Origin of the sequence: Aurantimonas sp. HBX-1 (assembly GCF_021391535.1) — a bacterium.
In the GTDB taxonomy this organism is placed as follows: Bacteria; Pseudomonadota; Alphaproteobacteria; order Rhizobiales; family Rhizobiaceae; genus Aurantimonas.
In genome coordinates this window covers 2,112,878-2,130,643 of sequence record NZ_CP090066.1, presented here as the reverse complement: position 1 = coordinate 2,130,643, position 17,766 = coordinate 2,112,878, and the positions used below count along the sequence as shown (strand labels likewise).

At 67.0% G+C, this 17,766-nt stretch carries 16 protein-coding genes and 1 tRNA gene; 6 read left to right on the top strand and 11 right to left on the bottom strand.

Annotated features, from left to right (window positions below; all coding sequences use genetic code 11):
• Positions 1–21: 21 nt before the first annotated feature.
• Positions 22–321, bottom strand: a complete 300-nt coding sequence (locus LXB15_RS10165) for a hypothetical protein (protein WP_233952948.1) — start codon at positions 319–321, stop codon at positions 22–24.
• A gap of 185 nt (positions 322–506) precedes the next feature.
• Here LXB15_RS10165 and LXB15_RS10160 point away from each other — a divergent pair, with 185 nt between their 5' ends.
• Positions 507–1,172 (top strand): DUF502 domain-containing protein, encoded by a 666-nt coding sequence (locus LXB15_RS10160; RefSeq protein WP_233952946.1) that lies wholly within the window; start codon positions 507–509, stop codon positions 1,170–1,172.
• A gap of 52 nt (positions 1,173–1,224) precedes the next feature.
• On the opposite strand, the gene LXB15_RS10155 is transcribed toward LXB15_RS10160, so the two are convergent.
• From LXB15_RS10155 to gpt, 8 genes are all read right to left on the bottom strand, one after another.
• Complete coding sequence (locus LXB15_RS10155; protein WP_233952944.1) at positions 1,225–1,905, bottom strand: L,D-transpeptidase; 681 nt, start codon at positions 1,903–1,905, stop codon at positions 1,225–1,227.
• A 328-nt stretch (positions 1,906–2,233) separates the two neighbouring features.
• Positions 2,234–2,941 carry a L,D-transpeptidase gene (locus LXB15_RS10150; RefSeq protein ID WP_233952943.1) on the bottom strand — a complete coding sequence of 236 codons (708 nt, stop codon included), beginning with the start codon at positions 2,939–2,941 and terminating at the stop codon, positions 2,234–2,236.
• A gap of 192 nt (positions 2,942–3,133) precedes the next feature.
• The gene (locus LXB15_RS10145; RefSeq protein WP_233952942.1) at positions 3,134–3,667 is read right to left on the bottom strand and encodes a hypothetical protein; all 534 of its coding nucleotides are present in this window, start codon (positions 3,665–3,667) and stop codon (positions 3,134–3,136) included.
• Positions 3,668–3,909: 242 nt separating this feature from the next.
• Positions 3,910–4,404, bottom strand: coding sequence for a hypothetical protein (locus LXB15_RS10140; RefSeq protein WP_233952941.1), 495 nt, complete (start codon positions 4,402–4,404; stop codon positions 3,910–3,912).
• Between the two features lie 117 nt (positions 4,405–4,521).
• Positions 4,522–5,112, bottom strand: a complete 591-nt coding sequence (locus LXB15_RS10135; protein ID WP_233952940.1) for a hypothetical protein — start codon at positions 5,110–5,112, stop codon at positions 4,522–4,524.
• Positions 5,105–6,139: a hypothetical protein gene (locus tag LXB15_RS10130; protein WP_233952939.1), complete on the bottom strand. Its 1,035-nt coding sequence runs from the start codon at positions 6,137–6,139 to the stop codon at positions 5,105–5,107. Before LXB15_RS10130 ends, LXB15_RS10135 begins: the two co-directional genes overlap by 8 nt.
• Before the next feature lie 197 nt (positions 6,140–6,336).
• Positions 6,337–10,212, bottom strand: coding sequence for a vitamin B12-dependent ribonucleotide reductase (locus tag LXB15_RS10125; protein ID WP_233953124.1), 3,876 nt, complete (start codon positions 10,210–10,212; stop codon positions 6,337–6,339).
• Between the two features lie 475 nt (positions 10,213–10,687).
• Positions 10,688–11,185: a xanthine phosphoribosyltransferase gene (gene gpt / locus LXB15_RS10120; RefSeq protein WP_233952938.1), complete on the bottom strand. Its 498-nt coding sequence runs from the start codon at positions 11,183–11,185 to the stop codon at positions 10,688–10,690.
• A gap of 99 nt (positions 11,186–11,284) precedes the next feature.
• Here gpt and LXB15_RS10115 point away from each other — a divergent pair, with 99 nt between their 5' ends.
• Positions 11,285–12,121: an LssY C-terminal domain-containing protein gene (locus LXB15_RS10115; RefSeq protein ID WP_233952937.1), complete on the top strand. Its 837-nt coding sequence runs from the start codon at positions 11,285–11,287 to the stop codon at positions 12,119–12,121.
• Between the two features lie 16 nt (positions 12,122–12,137).
• Here LXB15_RS10115 and LXB15_RS10110 read toward each other — a convergent pair whose 3' ends face one another.
• On the bottom strand, positions 12,138–12,893 hold the full coding sequence (locus LXB15_RS10110) for a competence/damage-inducible protein A (protein WP_233952935.1): 756 nt from the start codon (positions 12,891–12,893) through the stop codon (positions 12,138–12,140).
• Between the two features lie 211 nt (positions 12,894–13,104).
• On the opposite strand from LXB15_RS10110, the gene wrbA reads away from it, so the two are divergent.
• Positions 13,105–13,704, top strand: coding sequence for an NAD(P)H:quinone oxidoreductase (gene wrbA / locus LXB15_RS10105; RefSeq protein WP_233952934.1), 600 nt, complete (start codon positions 13,105–13,107; stop codon positions 13,702–13,704).
• A 117-nt stretch (positions 13,705–13,821) separates the two neighbouring features.
• On the opposite strand, the gene LXB15_RS10100 is transcribed toward wrbA, so the two are convergent.
• On the bottom strand, positions 13,822–14,076 hold the full coding sequence (locus tag LXB15_RS10100; protein ID WP_233952933.1) for a hypothetical protein: 255 nt from the start codon (positions 14,074–14,076) through the stop codon (positions 13,822–13,824).
• 96 nt (positions 14,077–14,172) lie between these two features.
• Here LXB15_RS10100 and LXB15_RS10095 point away from each other — a divergent pair.
• From LXB15_RS10095 to ilvA, 3 genes are all read left to right on the top strand, one after another.
• Positions 14,173–14,258: transfer RNA gene (locus tag LXB15_RS10095), tRNA-Leu, on the top strand.
• 148 nt (positions 14,259–14,406) lie between these two features.
• Positions 14,407–16,206: an adenine deaminase gene (locus LXB15_RS10090; RefSeq protein WP_233953123.1), complete on the top strand. Its 1,800-nt coding sequence runs from the start codon at positions 14,407–14,409 to the stop codon at positions 16,204–16,206.
• Positions 16,207–16,512: 306 nt separating this feature from the next.
• Positions 16,513–17,766: a threonine ammonia-lyase IlvA gene (gene ilvA / locus LXB15_RS10085; protein WP_233952932.1), complete on the top strand. Its 1,254-nt coding sequence runs from the start codon at positions 16,513–16,515 to the stop codon at positions 17,764–17,766.

The window sequence follows — 17,766 nt, the reverse complement described above, 5'->3', positions numbered from 1 at the left end:
TCGGGCCCGCCGACGGCGGGTTCAGCTGCCCGGCTTGTTCTCGCGTCCGACCAGCGTCGCGACCTCGCTGAAGGTCGGCAGCGGGCCGGCGTCGCAAAGCCGGTTGGCGACGCGCAGGTAGCGGATCGGGAACAGCACCGCCTCGCGGTTCGATCCCGAAAGTTCGGTGGGACGGCGCGGATCGGCGCCCGCGACGCTCTCGGCCCCGGCGAGGGCCCGGTCGATCTCGTCGGCGGTGAGGATCTGCTTCTCCCTCAGAGCGCACAGCACCGACTGCACGGCCGTGTAGAGCCCCTCGAGCTGCAGGTTGGCGGTGTTCATCTGGGCGTTGCCTCCGGGTGATCCAGCCGCATCGGCGGTCCTTGAGCAACTGGCGTCCGACGGACCGCAGTCCAGTGCGCGGGCGCGTCCGAAACCGGAACGGCGGCCCGGCGACGCCCATGCGGCATTGCGGCAGAGCGCGGTCCGGGCTTTGCTGGGGCGCAGCAAATCGCAGGAGAACACCGGTGGAATCAGTCAAGCGCAACATCATTGCCGGCATCCTGACGCTGATCCCGGTGGTGGTGACGATCTGGATCCTCAACCTCGTGATCACCACGCTGATCGGCTTCGGCCGGCCGATGGTTCTCGGGCTGGCATTCTGGGCGCAATCCTACTCGCCGCCCGTCGCCAACCTGCTGCGCGCCGACGTCTTCCAGTCGGTGCTCGCCCTGGCGCTCGTGCTGGTCGGCCTCTACGTGCTCGGGGCGCTGACCCAGGCGGTCCTCGGGCGGAAGGTGATTTCGCTGGTCAACCGCACGATCGAGCGCCTTCCCTTCGTGCGCAGCCTCTACAGCTCGGTCCGCCGGATGCTGGAAGTGTTCCAGTCGACCGAGACCAGCATGCAGCGGGTGGTGCTGATCCGCTTTCCCAATCCCGGCATGCGCACCCTCGGCTTCGTCACCCGCACCTTTGCCGATGCCGGCGATCCGGAACGGCTGCTGGCCGCCGTCTACGTGCCGACGGCGCCGAACCCGACCTCGGGCTTCATCGAGATCGTCCCGGTGGACGACCTGACCTATGTCGACTGGACGGCCGACGAGGCGATGCAGTTTGTGGTGTCGGCCGGCGCCACGGCGCCCGAGCGCGTGCCTTTCAGCGGAACCGGCGCCGAGCCCGTCACGCTGCCCTGACCGCGGCGGATCGTTTCGCCGCCGGCCGCGCCCTGGCGCTCACACCTAAATTTCAGGCGACGGGTGCCGACGTGCTGCGCACCACGACCTTGGCGCCGACGGGAACCCGGGTCTCGAGGTCGATGACGTCCTGGTTGAACATCCGGATGCAGCCGGACGACACCGAGCGGCCGATCGTCGCCGGCTCGTTGGTGCCGTGGATGCGGTAATAGGTGTCGCGGCCGCCGCGGTAGAGATAGAGGGCGCGCGCTCCGAGCGGGTTGCCGAGCCCGCCCTCAAGGCCGCCGGCATAGGGGCCGAAGCGGTCGGGCTCGCGCTTCAGCATGTTGGCAGTCGGCGTCCAGCCCGGCCATTCCGCCTTGCGGGCGATCGTGGCGTTGCCGGCGAAGGCGAAGCCGGCCTTGCCGACGCCGACGCGGTAGCGCATCGCCTTGCCGTTCTCCTCGACGAGATAGAGGAAGTGCGCGGCCGGATCGACGACGATGGTCCCCGGCGCTTCCGGGCCAGTGAAGTCGACCAGCTGGCGGACGTTCTCGTCGGTGAGATGCGCGGCGGGGATGGCCGGGATGGTGCGGCCATGATCCTCGAACGCGGCATAGCGGGGGTCGCCGACGAGGCCCGGGGCGGCATAGCCGAGGACGGCACGCGGGCCGCTGGCGATGGTCGAGCAGCCGGCCATCGACAGAAGCGTCAGGGCGACCAGTCCGGTGCGGGGGATGCTGCTGAAGATCATGTCCGACTCCGCCTTGGCGCTATCGAGGTTTCCGGTTTGTCCGCTTGCGGGTCCGAACCGCGGCGAGCCGGCTCTCCGGCTGCGACGGCAAGAGCGCCGCTCGACGATGTGAGCCCGCCCGGCCCCGCTCCTCAATTCGCCGGGATATGGTCGATTTCGCGATCAGGCCCGCTGATGATCGCCGAAAGTCCCGCCCGACGTTGCAAAGAAGCCGGGCTGTTGTCGCAGCGCAACGCTTTTGCGGGCGTCGCGCCGCGAACGACGCCCCGACCCCGCGGCCCGACCACTCTGGTCGCACCGCGGGGCGCATTTCGGGTAAGGCCGATGATCAGACCGCCATCGGCGCCGCGCGGGACGGCATCACCACGATGGGCGTGCCGTCCGGCACGCGGTCGTAGAGGTCGATGACGTCCTGGTTGAGCAGCCGGATGCAGCCCGACGAGACGGCGCGGCCGATCGACCATTCCTGGTGCGTGCCGTGCAGGCGGTAGAGCGTGTCCTTGCCGTCCTGGAAGATGTAGAGCGCCCGGGCGCTCAGCGGGTTGGTCAGGCTGGGCGGCATGCCGCCATTGGCGATCGAGTAGGGCTCGAGTTCCGGCTGGCGTGCCACCATCTCGTTGGGCGGAGTCCATTTCGGCCATTTGCGCTTGTACTGGACGCGCGCGCGGCCCGACCAGGAGAAGCCCTCGCGGCCGACGCCGATGCCGTAGCGCATCGCCGAGCCATCGGTCTGGGTGAAGTAGAGATATTTCGCGTCGGTATCGACGACCAGCGTGCCGGGCGGCTCGTTGGTGGTGTTGGGCACCTCGGTGCGCCAGAACGCCGGATCGACTTTCGATACGTCGACCGCCGGCACGAAGAACTGCTCGTTCGGCAGGGCGTCGTACATCATCGGGCGGGGTGGCGTCGGCGGCGCGACCGCCGGGCTCGGCGCGACCATCTCGGTGCGCGGCGTGCTCACGCAGCCCGACAGCGCCAGGGTCGACAGGCCGAGCAGAAGGTGGCGCCGGGAGAGGGCGCTGGTACGGAAGGACAAGGAAGAGGACTCCTGCAATGCAATCGGCGCGGACGCCGATCGCGCCGTCGGGCAGGGAGCCCGACTCGTTGGCGATCATGCCCCTCAGTCGTTACCAATGTTGTCGCGCAGAGGGCGGCGCCGTGTCCCTGCGGCCACGGTGCGTCGCAGAAGCGCCTCAGGCCGCGCCGCCGTCGTTGCTGGGCCGCGCCATCACCAGGGCGTGAGCGACATCAGCCCGCCCGCGACGGTGTGATATCCCGCCTTGCTCGCGGCAGCGACACGCGAAGCGGCCGCCTCGACGAAGCCGGATCCCTGGCTCGATGCCGAAGTACTCTGCACCGCTTCGCCGATATATCCTGCGGACTGAGCGACGCGTGCGACAGCCGGCGCCGGAGCCGGCGCTTCGGCGGGGCTGCGGTTGGCGGCGATGAGCGGATCCCGCGACTCGCAGAGCGGCATGCACGCATCGAACAGCATCACGTCGCGGGGAGGCGGGGCCAGTTCGACGGCCCGGACGTCCCGCGAGGCAGCAGGCGCCGTCCCTGTCTCGACCGCCAGCGCGGGCAATCTTTCAGCCTTGCCGCTCGCTGCCCGAGGCACGGCTTGCAGGGGTGCCGGCATCTCGGCGACGCCCGGCTCCGGAGCGGCGGGCGAGGCCTCCGGCACATACATCTCGCCGCCCAGCGGCCACGGTAGTACGATGGCTGGCGGATCGATCTGCACCGCAAGGTTCAGCCCCGCCATCACGGTTCCGAATATCAGCGTCTGGATCGCCAGCCGGCGCCCGAGATCCTTTATCGTTCCGAGCGTCAAGCGTCCCATCACGAGTCCCTCCTGTCGATTCACTGGAGGGATGCTAGAATTTCCGTGGGGTCGATTTCCGGCCTTCACGTTAAGATATGTAAAGGACGATGCTTCTTCCCGACGCGCTGGCCTGAGGGCGGGACGGCCATCGCGCTCCGGTGGACCGTCTTCTGCCACGGCGCCTAGCGCAGCGCCTTCTCCAGCTCGGCCTTGGACATCTTGGAACGTCCGGCAATGTCGCGCCGCCTGGCCTCCGCATAGAGATCGGCCTTGCTCGCCGCCCCGCCGCGATCCCGGGCGGTCTTTTTCGCGATGTCTTTCGGCTGGGCGGAGAACTGGCGGCCCTTGCGGGTGTCGCGCCTCTTCTTGTCGCTGGTGCGCTTGTATTCGGCGTCGCTCAGATGCGCGCGGGCCTTCTTCGGCAGATAGCGCTCGCCGCTCTTGCCGCTCTTCGCCCCCGACTTCGTGCCCCAGTCCTCGTCGGTCCATTGCTGCAGGCTGTTGTCTTCGGCCTTCCGGCCGACATAGCCGCCGCCGGCCGCCTGGTATTCATGGGTCGCCAGCTGCGCCTTGCGCGCCGACCACTGTCCGGGCTTGCCGCCCTTGGACCCCTTCGTGACCTTCGCCTTCACCTTCTCCCAGAGCTTCGGATCGCTCTTCTCCGCCGTCTCCGCCATCGGTTTCCTCCGCGTCGCGTGCTCCCGTGTAGAACGGCGGGAGGGCGGGGAAGGATGCCGGGGGAACGGCGCCAGGATATTTCGGCAGGGTATTCCGTTTTGGCGGTCTCTCTTGGCTCAGATCCGTTTGATTCCAGTGTATTCGACCATACGGCCATCGACGAGGCGGATGGCGGCCCTCAGGCCACGTTTCCCGGCAACGGTGAAGACCATCCTGTCTGCCGTCTGTTCCTTGAGCTTCAGCAGGTTGCCGTCGCGATCTGCGATCAGATCGCTCTCGAAGTCGCTGTCGCGGAGTCCCGCGTAAGCTAGAAACCGCGCGTTCTCAGCTGCGATTTCGATGGCCGCCTTTCGGTGCGACCTACTTCGGATACCCCAAACGTTACCGATGAGAACGCATACCGAGCCGAAGCCGACGACGGCGATTCCGAGTAGCGGATTTTGGCCATCACCGTTCGCGATGGAAGCAGTGAATGTCAGCCCGAACAGGCCCACGCTGATGAGGACAAGCGACCCGATGACATTGACGAAAAAGAAATATGCCGAGGATCGACCAATCCCGAGATACAGGTTCCGAAACCCGAACACGAGGCAGAAAATTACTATGAGTATCAAGATCAGCGGGTTCTTCTTGGTAGCCTGATACGCGTCTCGCCCAAAGCTTCCGCCGAAGCCGTAGGTGGCAGAGCGTATCAGGTCATCAATCACGTTCGTCGGTCCGACCACGAGAAACCCAAGCTGCCGAGGGCTTGGGCGGCTTGGCCGTGCAAACCCACAAGGTCGCCCCGACGATGAGGACGGGGAGGACAATGAGCTTGATTAAGTAAGCAACGGCGATGGCAACCGATGCCTCAAAGAGCTGCGTCGCCAATTGAAGCCCTTCAGTCACCATCCGGGCATTGCCTTTTATTCTTTCAGGAATCGCTTGAGCCAAGCCACCGACTGCCGATGCGGCGTTGCCTATAGCTTCAGTGGATTCTTCGTATGCATCGCCAATTCCGCTTAGCGCTCTGCTGAAAATCCCGGGAGCATCTTCGTCCGGTAAAGATCTGGCCTGGTCAGTTTCGATGGCAGCTCCAGGCTCGGGGACTAACGGCAGATCCAGGGGAAGATCACTGCCGAATGCATCGTCCAGTTTGCCAAAAACGACGCTTGCCTGGTTCCACGCTTGCGCAGTCAGTTGGTCACCCGCCAAGAACGCAACTGAGAACGCCGCCGGCACTATGAGTGCAGCGATCATCGCAACAGCGATTCCGCGGCTCAAAAAGCCCATGAGGACTGGAGCGCGGTACCGTTGTGGAAGCATTCTCAACATGAGCAGGCTCCCGGCGAGTACGACAAGCAAGCCCGCCCCGACGGTCGCTGCGGGCATTATGATGACGCTCAACACGCCTGAGACAAGGACTATCACGAAGAGGAGATCTGCCAGTCTCTCGATTGTGTCGGTTACCGGTTCCAATGCTCTTCCGGGACTGGCTGTGACGCTGGCCACTACGCTCGATGCTTGAACGTCGACGTCTTTTGCAATGCTCATCACTGAGTTTGCAACCCTAAGGGTCGCGTATAGCGTAATAGCGCTCGCGGTTACCTGCGTATTGTAGCGACTGGCATTCTCAGCAAACGGATTGAAGAATAAAAGGAGTGCGCCGACGAGCAAAACACCGATAACCGGTGCCGACGTTCTAAACTGTGTCTTGCGCAAGGAGGGTGTCTGGACGGGTCCGATTTCATTCATGAGAATATTCCATCGCCTTCACATCCTCCTGAGTTGAAAGCGGTGTCATTGAGTTTGAGTCGACCCGAGGAGTACGCGGAGGACCGGCCGCGAAAGGTGATCCTGCTCGCCCCAGTTTACCGCGCGCCTGAGCGGCGCGCAGTTTAATACCGTGAGGAGTGACGGCCTTCTGTAGACCGCCACCCGCTTTCGCGTCCTCAGCTACATCCGCTCGTCGAGCCGCAGGTGTCGCACTTCAGGCAGGTGCCGTTCCGCACCATGGTGAAGTTGCCGCATTCCGAGCAGCTTTCGCCGGTGTAGCCCTTCATCATCGCGATGGTCCGGCGTTCGGCGCTGGAGACGTTGGGCGAGGTGCCCTGCGCGACGTTCGCCGTGTCCCGGTCGCTGGCCGGGAAGGCCAGCGGCTGGTCGAACAGGCCCTGCGCCGGGGTGGCGTCGGCGATCGGTGCCGGCTCGTCGATCGGCGCCTGCTCGTAGTCGCGCTTGAACGCCGTGGCGCCGGCCGTGACGGCTGCGACCGGCCCGCGGGCGGCGGTCGCCGCCGGGGCGCGGACGCTGCCGGCGGTGGTCGCCGGGCGGCCGGCCGTGTTGGCCGCCGTCACGACAGCCTTCACGCTCGCCACCGGAGCCGCGCCACCGGCCGAGCCCTGCGGCTCGCTCGAGGACACCAGCCGGAAGCGCGACGTCTGGCCGCGCACCATGCCGTGCGACACCGGCATCGGCGCCGGCTTGTCGCCATCGACGCCGCGGCCGATGGTCGAGGCACCGAAATCCTCCGGCTGCACATGCGCCAGGTCGTGACGGTCGAGATAGGAGACCGCCAGCTCGCGGAAGATGTAGTCGAGGATCGACGTGGCGTTCTTGATCGCCTCGTTGCCCTGGACCATGCCGGCCGGCTCGAAGCGGGTGAAGGTGAACGCCTCGACATATTCGTCGAGCGGCACGCCGAACTGCAGGCCGAGCGAGATGGCGATGGCGAAATTGTTCATCATCGCGCGGAAGGCGGCGCCTTCCTTGTGCATGTCGATGAAGATCTCGCCGAGCCTTCCGTCGTCGAACTCGCCGGTGCGCAGATACACCTTGTGGCCGCCGACAATGGCCTTCTGGGTGTAGCCCTTGCGCCGGTTCGGCAGCTTCTCGCGGTCGCGCACCACCTTCTCGACGATCCGCTCGACGATGCGCTCGGCCACCTGCGCGGCCTGGGCAACGGGCGGCGCGGCGATCAGCGCGGCCGTCGCCATCTCGACGACGTCCTCGTCCTCGTCATCCTCGTCGGCGATCAGCGAGGCGTTGAGCGGCTGCGACAGCTTCGAGCCGTCGCGGTAGAGGGCGTTGGCCTTCAGCGCCAGCTTCCACGACAGCATGTAGGCGGCGTTGCAGTCCTCGACCGTCGCGTCGTTCGGCATGTTGATGGTCTTGGAGATCGCCCCCGAGATGAACGGCTGCGCCGCCGCCATCATGCGGATGTGGCTTTCCACCGAGAGGTAGCGCTTGCCGATCCGCCCGCACGGATTGGCGCAGTCGAACACCGGCAGGTGCTCGTCCTTGAGGAAGGGCGCGCCTTCCAGCGTCATCGCGCCGCAGACATGGATGTTGGCGGCGTCAATGTCCTTGCGGCTGAAGCCGAGCGCCGGCAGCATCTCGAACGAGAAGTCGTTCAGCTCGGCATCGGTGAAGCCCAGCACGTCGCGGCAGAATTCCTCGCCGAGCGTGAACTTGTTGAAGACGAACTTGATGTCGAAGGCCGCGCCCAGCGCCGCGTTGAGGCTCTCGATCTGCGCGTCGCCGAAGCCCTTCGTCCGCAACGACGACGGGTTGACCGCCGGCGCCTGGTTGAGATTGCCGTGGCCGACCGCATAGGCCTCGATCTCGGCGATCTGGCTCTCCGAATAGCCGAGCGTGCGCAGCGCGTCCGGCACCGCCCGGTTGATGATCTTGAAGTAGCCGCCGCCGGCGAGCTTCTTGAACTTCACCAGCGCGAAGTCGGGCTCGATGCCGGTGGTGTCGCAGTCCATGACCAGGCCGATCGTGCCGGTGGGCGCGATGACCGAGACCTGGGCGTTGCGGAAGCCGTTCTTCGAGCCGAGCTCGACGGCTTCGGTCCAGGCCGCCTTGGCGCGGCCGGAGAGGCGCTTGTCCTTCACCGAGGCGTGGTCGAGCGGCACCGGGTCGACCGCCAGGCCCTCGTAGCCGTTGGCGATGCCGTGCGCGGCGCGGGCATGGTTGCGCATGACGCGCAGCATCGGCTCGGCGTTGCGCTCGTAGTCCGGGAAGGCGCCGAGCTCGCCGGCCATCTCGGCCGAGGTGCGGTAGGCGACGCCGGTCATCAGCGCCGAGATGGCGCCGCAGATGCCGCGGCCCTCGTTGGAGTCGTACGGAATGCCGGCGGTCATCAGCAGGCCGCCGATATTGGCGAAGCCGAGGCCGAGCGTGCGGTAGTCGTAGGAGCGCTGGGCGATTTCCTTCGACGGGAACTGCGCCATCAGCACCGAGATCTCGAGCACGATGGTCCACAGCCGGACGGCATGCTCGAAGGCCGGCGCGTCGAAGCGGCGCAGGCCATCGGCGGTCTTCTCCTCCTGGAACTGGATGAGGTTCAGCGAGGCGAGATTGCACGCCGTGTCGTCGAGGAACATGTATTCCGAGCACGGGTTCGACGCGCGGATGCGGCCGGCCGTCGGGCAGGTGTGCCAGTCGTTCATCGTCGTGTTGAAGTGCAGGCCGGGATCGGCCGAGGCCCAGGCGGCGTAGCCGATCTGCTCCCACAGCTCGCGCGCCTTCAGCGTCTTCGCCACCTTGCCGTCGGTGCGCCGGATCAGGTTCCAGTCGCCGTCCTGCTCGACCGCCCGCAGGAAGTCGTCGGTCAGGGACACCGAGTTGTTGGAGTTCTGGCCGGAGACGGTGAGATAGGCCTCCGAATCCCAGTCGGTGTCGTAGACCGGGAATTCGAGGTCGGTGTAGCCCTGGCGCGCGAACTGGATGATGCGCTTGATGTAGTTTTCCGGCACCTGCGCGCGCTTGGCGTCCTTGACGGCGCGCTTCAGCGCCGGGTTCTTCATCGGGTCGTGACAGTCGCCCTCGGGCCCGTCGCAGTTGACGCAGGCCGACAGGATCGCCTTGAGATGCTTGGAGACGGTCTTCGAGCCGGTGACGAGGGCCGCGACCTTCTCCTCCTCGCGGACCTTCCAGTTGATGTAGGTCTCGATGTCGGGATGATCGATGTCGACGACGACCATCTTGGCGGCCCGGCGGGTCGTGCCGCCGGACTTGATGGCGCCGGCGGCGCGGTCGCCGATCTTGAGGAAGCTCATCAGGCCGGACGACTTGCCGCCGCCCGCCAGCTTCTCGCCTTCGCCGCGCAGTTCGGAGAAGTTCGAGCCGGTGCCCGAGCCGTACTTGAACAGGCGCGCCTCGCGCACCCACAGATCCATGATGCCGCCCTCGTTGACGAGGTCGTCGGCCACCGACTGGATGAAGCAGGCATGCGGCTGCGGGTGTTCGTAGGAGGTGCCCGAGCGGGTCAGCTCGCCGGTGCGGTAGTCGACATAGAAATGACCCTGGCTCGGGCCGTCGATGCCGTAGGCCCAATGCAGGCCGGTATTGAACCACTGCGGCGAGTTCGGCGCGACCTTCTGGGTCGCCAGCATGAAGGCGAGCTCGTCGCGGAAGGCGCGGGCATCTTCCTCGGCGACGAAATAGCCGCCCTTCCAGCCCCAGTAGGTCCAGGTGCCGGCGAGGCGATCGAAGACCTGGCGGGCATCCATCTCGGAGCCGTAGCGCTGGTCCTCGGGCAGCGCCGCGAGCGCCGCCTCGTCGGCGACCGACCGCCACAGGAAGGCCGGAACGTCGTTCTCCTCGACCTTCTTCAGCCGCGCCGGCACGCCCGCCTTGCGGAAATATTTCTGCGCCAGGATGTCGGACGCCACCTGGCTGAACTGCGCCGGCACGTCGATGTCGGCGAGCCGGAACACCACCGAGCCGTCCGGGTTGCGGATCTCGCTGGTGGCCTTGCGGAAGGCGACCGTTTCATAGGCACTTTCGCCGGCCTTGGTGTAGCGGCGTTCGATCTTCATTCCCATGACGGTCCCATCCTCGTATCGCAAAATTGTTGCCGCGAAGGGTCGCGATGGCCGGCGAAAACCCCCGTCCGCCTGGCTCGGCCCCCGAAATCGTCAGAATCACGCATCTTGTATGACGGCGGCCCAACGACACTAGATATAGTGCATTCGGGGTGCTTAAGCGAACCTTAATTCCGTCCGGTCGGGTGTTTTCCCCGTTATCCCCGCTTCGCTTTCAGGCGTCGGCGGGGCCTTCCGGGCGTGCGTGCGAACCGGCCGGAATCACGCCTGTCGGGACGCTAGGGCGAGTCCGGTCAGGCGGTCAAATGACGATTGGGGAGGGGCCGGTTTAGGGCCGATCCGGTCGGGCGACCGGAGGAAAGCGAGGATAAGTCGCGCGGTTCTCGTCGACAGTCGTCGCTGTCGGCGATCGGCACTTCAGCGGTGCCGGAACCGCACCGATGCGGGGCGAATCGCCCTGCCGGCGGGTTCAGCCAGCCGTGCTCTTGCTGATCGGCGCCTGGAAGGTGAGGCCGAGATCCCAGGGGAAGAAGATCCAGGTGTCCTGGCTGACCTCGGTGATGAAGGTGTCGACCAGCGGCCGACCCTTCGGCTTGGCATAGACCGTCGCGAAATGCGCCTTGGGCAGCATCGCGCGGACGAGGCCGGCGGTCTTGCCGGTGTCGGTGAGGTCGTCGATGATCAGGATGCCCTCGCCGTCGTCCTCGAGCAGGAAGGGCGCGACTTCCTTCAGGACCCTCAGCTCTCCCTGCTCGGTATACTCGTGATAGGAGGCGATGCAGACGGTCTCGATGAGCCGCGTGCCGATCTCCCGGGCGATGATGGCGGCGGGAACCAGCCCGCCCCGGGTGATGCAGACGATGGCCTTCCAGTCGCTTCGCAGGCCGGCGAGGCGCCAGGCCAGCGCGCGGGCATCGCGGTGGAACTGGTCCCAGGAAACCGGGAAGGATTTTTCGACCGTGGACATGACGCGCTTCCGGACTGCGGGAAAGAGCGGTTTCGATAGGCCGAATCGTCATGCCGGCGCAAGGTGAGATGGCCGGGCGGCCCGAGGGGCGGGAGAGCGATGCAGGAACCGCTGACGAAGAGGGATCGAAGGCCGCGCCGCTGGGCGAGGCGCGCGATCATCACCGTCCTGGCGCTGGTGAGCGTCTGGGCTTTCGCGGCCTATGTCCTGCTGCCGCTGGCCTGGGCACGCCATGACCGGCAGCCGGGGCTTGCGGACAAGGAGATGGTGACCCGCACCGGCGACGGTATCGCCGGCGATCCGCTCAATGTCGGTCTCGTCGGCACGCAGCGCGACGTGGTGCTGGCGATGCATGCCGCCGGCTGGTTCGCGGCCGATCCGATAACCTTCCGCAGCAGCGTCGACATCGTCGGCAGCGTGATCCTCGACCGCCCCTATCCGCAGGCGCCGGTCAGCCCTCTCTACCTCGCGCGCCGGCGCGAGCAACTGGCCTTCGAACTGCCGGTCGGCCGCAGCGCCGACCGGCGGCTGCATGTCCGCCTGTGGCAGGTGCTGCAGAAGGCGGAGGAGGGGCGTCCGCTCTGGCTGGGTTCGGTGACCTACGATGCCGGCGTCGGCTTCAGCCACTATACCGGCGCCGTGACCCACCGGATCGCGCCGGACGTCGACCGGGCCCGGGACGATCTGGCCGGCGACCTGGCATCGGCGGGCATGGTCGCGGTGACTTACGAACTGCCCGGCGTCGGACCGACGCTGTTCGGCCGGAACGGCGAGGGCGACCCCTATCACACCGACGGCGACATCCGGGTCGCGGTGCTCGTTCCGGACGGCGAACGGCGCTCCGCACCGCCCGAAGCGCTGGCGAATCCGCCGTTGATCGATCTGCGCAGCGCAATCTGGCGTGCCGTCGGCGAAGCGCTCGCGCCCAATCCCTGAACGGGGCTGCGGCGGATCAGCCGGAAACCGGCGCGGCGACGCCGCCGGCCTTGTCGGCGAGCATGGCGGACACCGCCGCCGCGGCGGCATCGAGGGCGGCCCGGTCGCGGGACCGCAGCACGATCTCGGTGGAGAAGCGTTCGCCGTCGAAGCGCGGATAGGACCCGATCGCCACTGCCGGATGCAGCTTCGACAAGGCTCTGAGCGGGTCGCCGATATCGCCCTCACCATAGGGGCAGGCGACGGCGACGCTCTCGATCGCCTGTCCGGCCGGCAGGCTCTCGACGACGTTGCCCAGCATCGCCTGGAAGACATTGGGCACGCCGGCCATGACGAAGACATTGTCGACCCGGAAGCCTGGGGCGACGGAGACTGGGTTGTCGATTAGGCTCGCCCCCTCCGGCGTCCGCGCCATGCGCCGCCGGGCGGAGGTGAATTCCAGCCCGCGCGCCGCGTAATGCGCCGATAGCCGTTCCATCGCCTCCGGGTGCTCGCCAATCGGCAGACCGAAGGCCGCCGCGACCGCATCGGCGGTGATGTCGTCGTGGGTCGGGCCGATGCCGCCGGAGGTGAAGACGTAGTCGTACTGCCGGCGCAGCGTGTTCAGCGTATCGGCGATGAGATGCGGCTCGTCGCCGACAATGCGCACCTCCTTCAGGTCGATGCCGGCGATCGTCATCATCTCCGCGAGATAGCCGATATTGCGGTCCTTGGTCCTGCCGGAGAGAAGTTCATCGCCGATGGCGAGCATGGCGGCGGTGGCGGCGATCATTCTTTGCTCCGGAGCGACTGTTGAAATCATTAGAAGGTCCTCATCCGGCGGAAAGCAAGGCGGCCCGGGACCTGCGCTCGGAAGATTGTCTCGCCCGCGGCGACGGTTCGTCACCTGCCGATACCGGGCAATTCATCGAAGAAGTGCGATATGCGTTCGCGGGCGCCGGACGCCCTCACGGATGAATTCTCAAGACAAGGAATAGTGCTTCATGGCGAAGGTTCTCGTTCTCTACTATTCGAGCTACGGACATATCGAGACGATGGCGAAGGCGGTGGCCGAAGGCGCCGAGAGTGCCGGGGCGACGGTCGACATCAAGCGGGTCCCGGAAACGGCGCCGCAGGAGGTCATCGAGGCGGCGCACTTCAAGACTGACCATCCCTATCCGGTCTGCGACCCGACGGAACTGCCCGGCTACGACGCGATCATCATCGGCGTGCCCACACGGTACGGCAACATGGCGTCGCAGATGCAGGCGTTCTGGGATCGCACCGGCCCGCTCTGGGCGACCGGCGCGCTGGTCGGCAAGGTCGGCGGCGCCTTCGCATCTTCGGCGACGCAGCACGGCGGCAACGAGACGACGCTGATCTCGGCGCACAAGACGCTGCTCCACCACGGGCTGATCGTCGTCGGGCTGCCGTATTCCTTCGCCGGCCAGATGAACATGGACGAGATCGTCGGCGGTTCGCCCTACGGCGCGACGACCATCGCCAAGGGTGACGGCTCGCGCATGCCGAGCGCGATCGAGCTGGACGGCGCGCGCTTCCAGGGCAGGCACATCGCCGAGATCGCCGGCAAGCTCACCGCCTGAGGCGACGCGGCCCCGCGCCGGCATCGTCCGGTGCTACTACCAGAAAATGCGGGCGGCCCCCAAAGGGGCCGCTTGTCGCTCATATCCGGCGGGTTGCTTGAGACGGTCGGGGAGAGACTATACCGGCAGCGGCTCGCGCTCCGGCGGGCTGGCGACATCGTCCTCGAAATCGAGCGCGTTGCGCAGCCGTTCGAGGGCGAAATTCTGCGTGCGCAACCGCGCCAGGAGATCGATTCCCCCGACCTCTGGCATGTCGAGATTGGGCAGGTCGTCGTGCGCCCGCGGCCCGTCGTGACGGCTGAAATTGCCTGCCATTTCCATGCCCCCAGCCTCGGCCTTGGCGGCCGTTTTGATGACCTGCACCTTACGCATTTACGCCCTATTTCGCCATCGGAATCTTGGCCGCCTGTTGCGCCAGACCCACAGAACTTGACACCGATGCCCCGCTCGGATGACTTGCCGCGATGAGCGGGCGTGGCGAAATGGTAGACGCAAGGGACTTAAAATCCCTCGGGCCTCGTCCCGTGCGGGTTCGAGTCCCGCCGCCCGCACCAGCAAAACGCGGAGTCCCCGGGCTTTCGGAGGGCAGGGTGCGGATGGCGCCGGCTCCGCTCGCATGGTAACCAAGGCGGCATTACGGGGCGGTTCCCCGTTCACGAAAGTTTGTCCGCAACAAGGCAAGCCGAGACGGAGGGCGGAACCCTGGCTCAGCAATTTCCCCCTTTCGAGGCGGTGGCGCCGACGCTCGTTGACGTGGCGACGGGCCGTCGGCCGGCCGACCTGGTCATCCGCGATGCCCGCTGGGTGAACGTCCATTCCGGCGAGATCATCCCGGCGACCGACATAACGGTCGCCGCCGGCCGCTTCGCCTATTGCGGCCCCGATGCCTCGCACGCGATCGGCGAGGCCACGACCGTGGTCGACGCCGCCGGGCGCTACGTCGTTCCGGGCCTCTGCGACGCCCACATGCATGTCGAGAGCGGCATGGTGACGGTGACCGAGTTCTGCCGGGCCGTCATCCCGCACGGCACCACCTCGATGTTCATCGATCCGCACGAGATCGCCAACGTCCTCGGCCTGCCGGGCGTCCGGCTGATGCATGACGAGGCGCTGGCCCAGCCGGTCAATGTCTGGGTGCAGATGCCTTCCTGCGTGCCCTCGGCGCCGGGGCTGGAGGAGGGCGGCGCGGTGCTCGGTCCCGACGACGTCGCCGAGGCGATGGGCTGGCCGGGAATCATCGGCCTCGGCGAGGTGATGAACTTCCCGGGGGTCGCCGCCAACGACCCGACCATGGTCGGCGAGATCGCCGCGACCCGGCGCGCCGGCCGCACGGTCGGCGGCCACTACGCCTCGCCCGATCTCGGCCGCGCCTTCCACGGCTATGTCGCCGGCGGGCCGGAGGACGATCACGAGGGCACCCGCATGGAGGATGCGGTGGCGCGTGTGCGCCAGGGCATGAAGGCGATGCTGCGGCTGGGCTCTGCCTGGTATGACGTCGCCACCCAGGTCCGCGCGATCACCGAGATGGGCCTCGATTCGCGCAACTTCATCCTGTGCACCGACGACTGCCATTCCGGCACGCTGGTCCGCGACGGCCATATGGACCGCGCCGTGCGTCACGCCATCAGCCGCGGGCTGAAGCCGATCACCGCGATCCAGATGGCGACGATCAACACGGCCGAGCACTTCAAGCTGGAGCGCGAGATCGGTTCGGTGACGCCCGGCCGGCGCGCCGACTTCCTGATCGTCTCCGACCTTGCCGAACTCACGATCGACGCGGTCTACGGCCGGGGCGTTCGCCTCGCATCGGCGGGCCGGCTCGAGGCCGACATGCCGTCCTACGCCTATCCTGCGAGCGCCACCGATACGGTGCGGCTGGGAAGGACGCTGGCGGCGGACGACTTCCGGGTCAAGGCACCGGCCGGCGCCGGCGCGACGGTTCCGGTGCGGGTGATCGGCGTCGTGGAAAACCAGGCGCCAACGCGCGCCCTGACGGCCCGGGTGCCGGTAGAGGACGGCGTCGCCCTGGCCGACCCCGCCCATGACATCTGCCGCATCGCGCTGATCGAGCGGCATCGCGGCTCAGGGACCCTGGTAAACGGCTTCGTGTCGGGCTTCGGCTATCGCGGCAGCTGCGCCATGGCATCGACCGTGGCGCATGACTGCCACCACATGATCGTCGTCGGCACGTCAGAGGAAGACATGGCGCTCGCCGCCAACCGGCTCGGCGAAGTCGGCGGCGGGGTGGTGTTCTTCGCCGACGGCGAGGAACGGGCGCTGATCGAGATGCCGATCGCCGGGCTGATGTCGAACGAGCGCGCCGAGATCGTCGCCGCCAAGGCCGACGGGCTGATCGGCGCCATGCGGGACGCCGGCTGCACCCTGAACAACGCCTACATGCAGCACTCGCTGCTGGCGCTGGCGGTCATCCCGAGCCTCCGGATCTCCGACAAGGGCATCGTCGATGTCGACCGGTTCGAACTCGTCGATCTCTTCGTCTGAGCCGGACCCCGCGTTGCGCGACTTTACAAACTGCCGGCGATGGCCGATGGCTGCCGGTGAAACGACGATGAACCTGCGAAGAAGGGGGCGTGCGATGGCTATGACGACATCGATCGGTGGAGTTGCCGCCTCGATTATCGGCGCCGGCGCGGATACCGCGTTCGCTGCCGCGCAGCGTTCCGACGGCTAGACGCGTCCGGCCCGCGGCGTCCCTCTGAGGTCCGCCGCATCTCCTCGCCGCCCGTCGGCGTTCGGTCCGTCCCAGGCAGCCGCATCGCGGCGCCCTCGTTGTCAAAGTATCAGTCCATGTCCCAGTCCGAATTCCGCTGCCGTGTCGCCACCGCGGAACAGGCCCTCCGCGCGCTGTTTCCGCCGACGCCGCTGCAGCTCAACGAGCACCTGTCGGCGCGCTATGGCGCCCGCATCTATCTCAAGCGCGAGGACCTGACGCCGGTCCGCTCCTACAAGATCCGCGGCGCCTTCAACTTCATGCGCAAGCGCATCGCCGCCGGCACCGCCACGGGCCGGTTCTGCTGCGCCTCGGCCGGCAACCACGCCCAGGGCTTTGCCTTCGCCTGCCGGCACTTCGGCCTCAACGGCCGGATCTTCATGCCGGTGACGACGCCGCAGCAGAAGATCGACAAGACCCGGGTGTTCGGCGGCGACGCCGTCGAGATCGAGCTGGTCGGCGACTTCTTCGACGACTGCTACGCCGCGGCGCGCAGCTATTCCGCCGAGACCGGCGCCGCGATGGTGCCGCCCTTCGACCATGAGGACATCGTCGAGGGCCAGGCCAGCGTCTGCCTCGAGATCGTCGCGCAGCTGGATGGTGAGATCGCCGACATGCTGGTGCTGCCGGTCGGCGGCGGCGGCCTGGCATCGGGGCTGGTGCGCTATTTCGAGGGCGAGACCCGGCCGCAGTTCCGCTTCGTCGAGCCGCTGGGCGCGCCCAGCCTGCGCAGCAGCCTCGTCAGGGGCGAGCGCGTGCGGCTGCCGCAGCTCGACGGTTTCGTCGACGGCGCCGCGGTCGCCGAGATCGGGGCGCTGCCGTATGCGACGCTCTCGGCCTTCGCGCCCGACGACGTGCTGCTCTCGCCGGAAGGCCGGCTCTGCCAGACCATGCTGGAGATGCTGAATGTCGAGGGCATCGTGCTGGAGCCCGCCGGCGCCCTTGCCATCGACGCGCTGCGCGAACTCGGCGACACGGTGCAGGGCAAGACCGTCGTCCTCGTCGTCTCCGGCGGCAATTTCGACTTCGAGCGCCTGCCCGACGTCAAGGAGCGGGCGTTGCGCTACGAGGGGCTGAAGAAGTACTTCATCCTGCGCCTCGCCCAGCGGCCCGGCGCGCTGAAGGACTTCCTCGACTATCTCGGCCCGGACGACGACATCGCCCGCTTCGAATATCTGAAGAAGTCCGCCCGCGACTTCGCCTCGATCCTCATCGGCATCGAGACCAAGGACCCTGCCAACTTCCCCAGCCTCCTGGCACGGTTCGACGAGGGCGGCGTCAGCTACCAGGACATCACCGACAACCAGATCCTCGCGGATCTCCTGATCTGA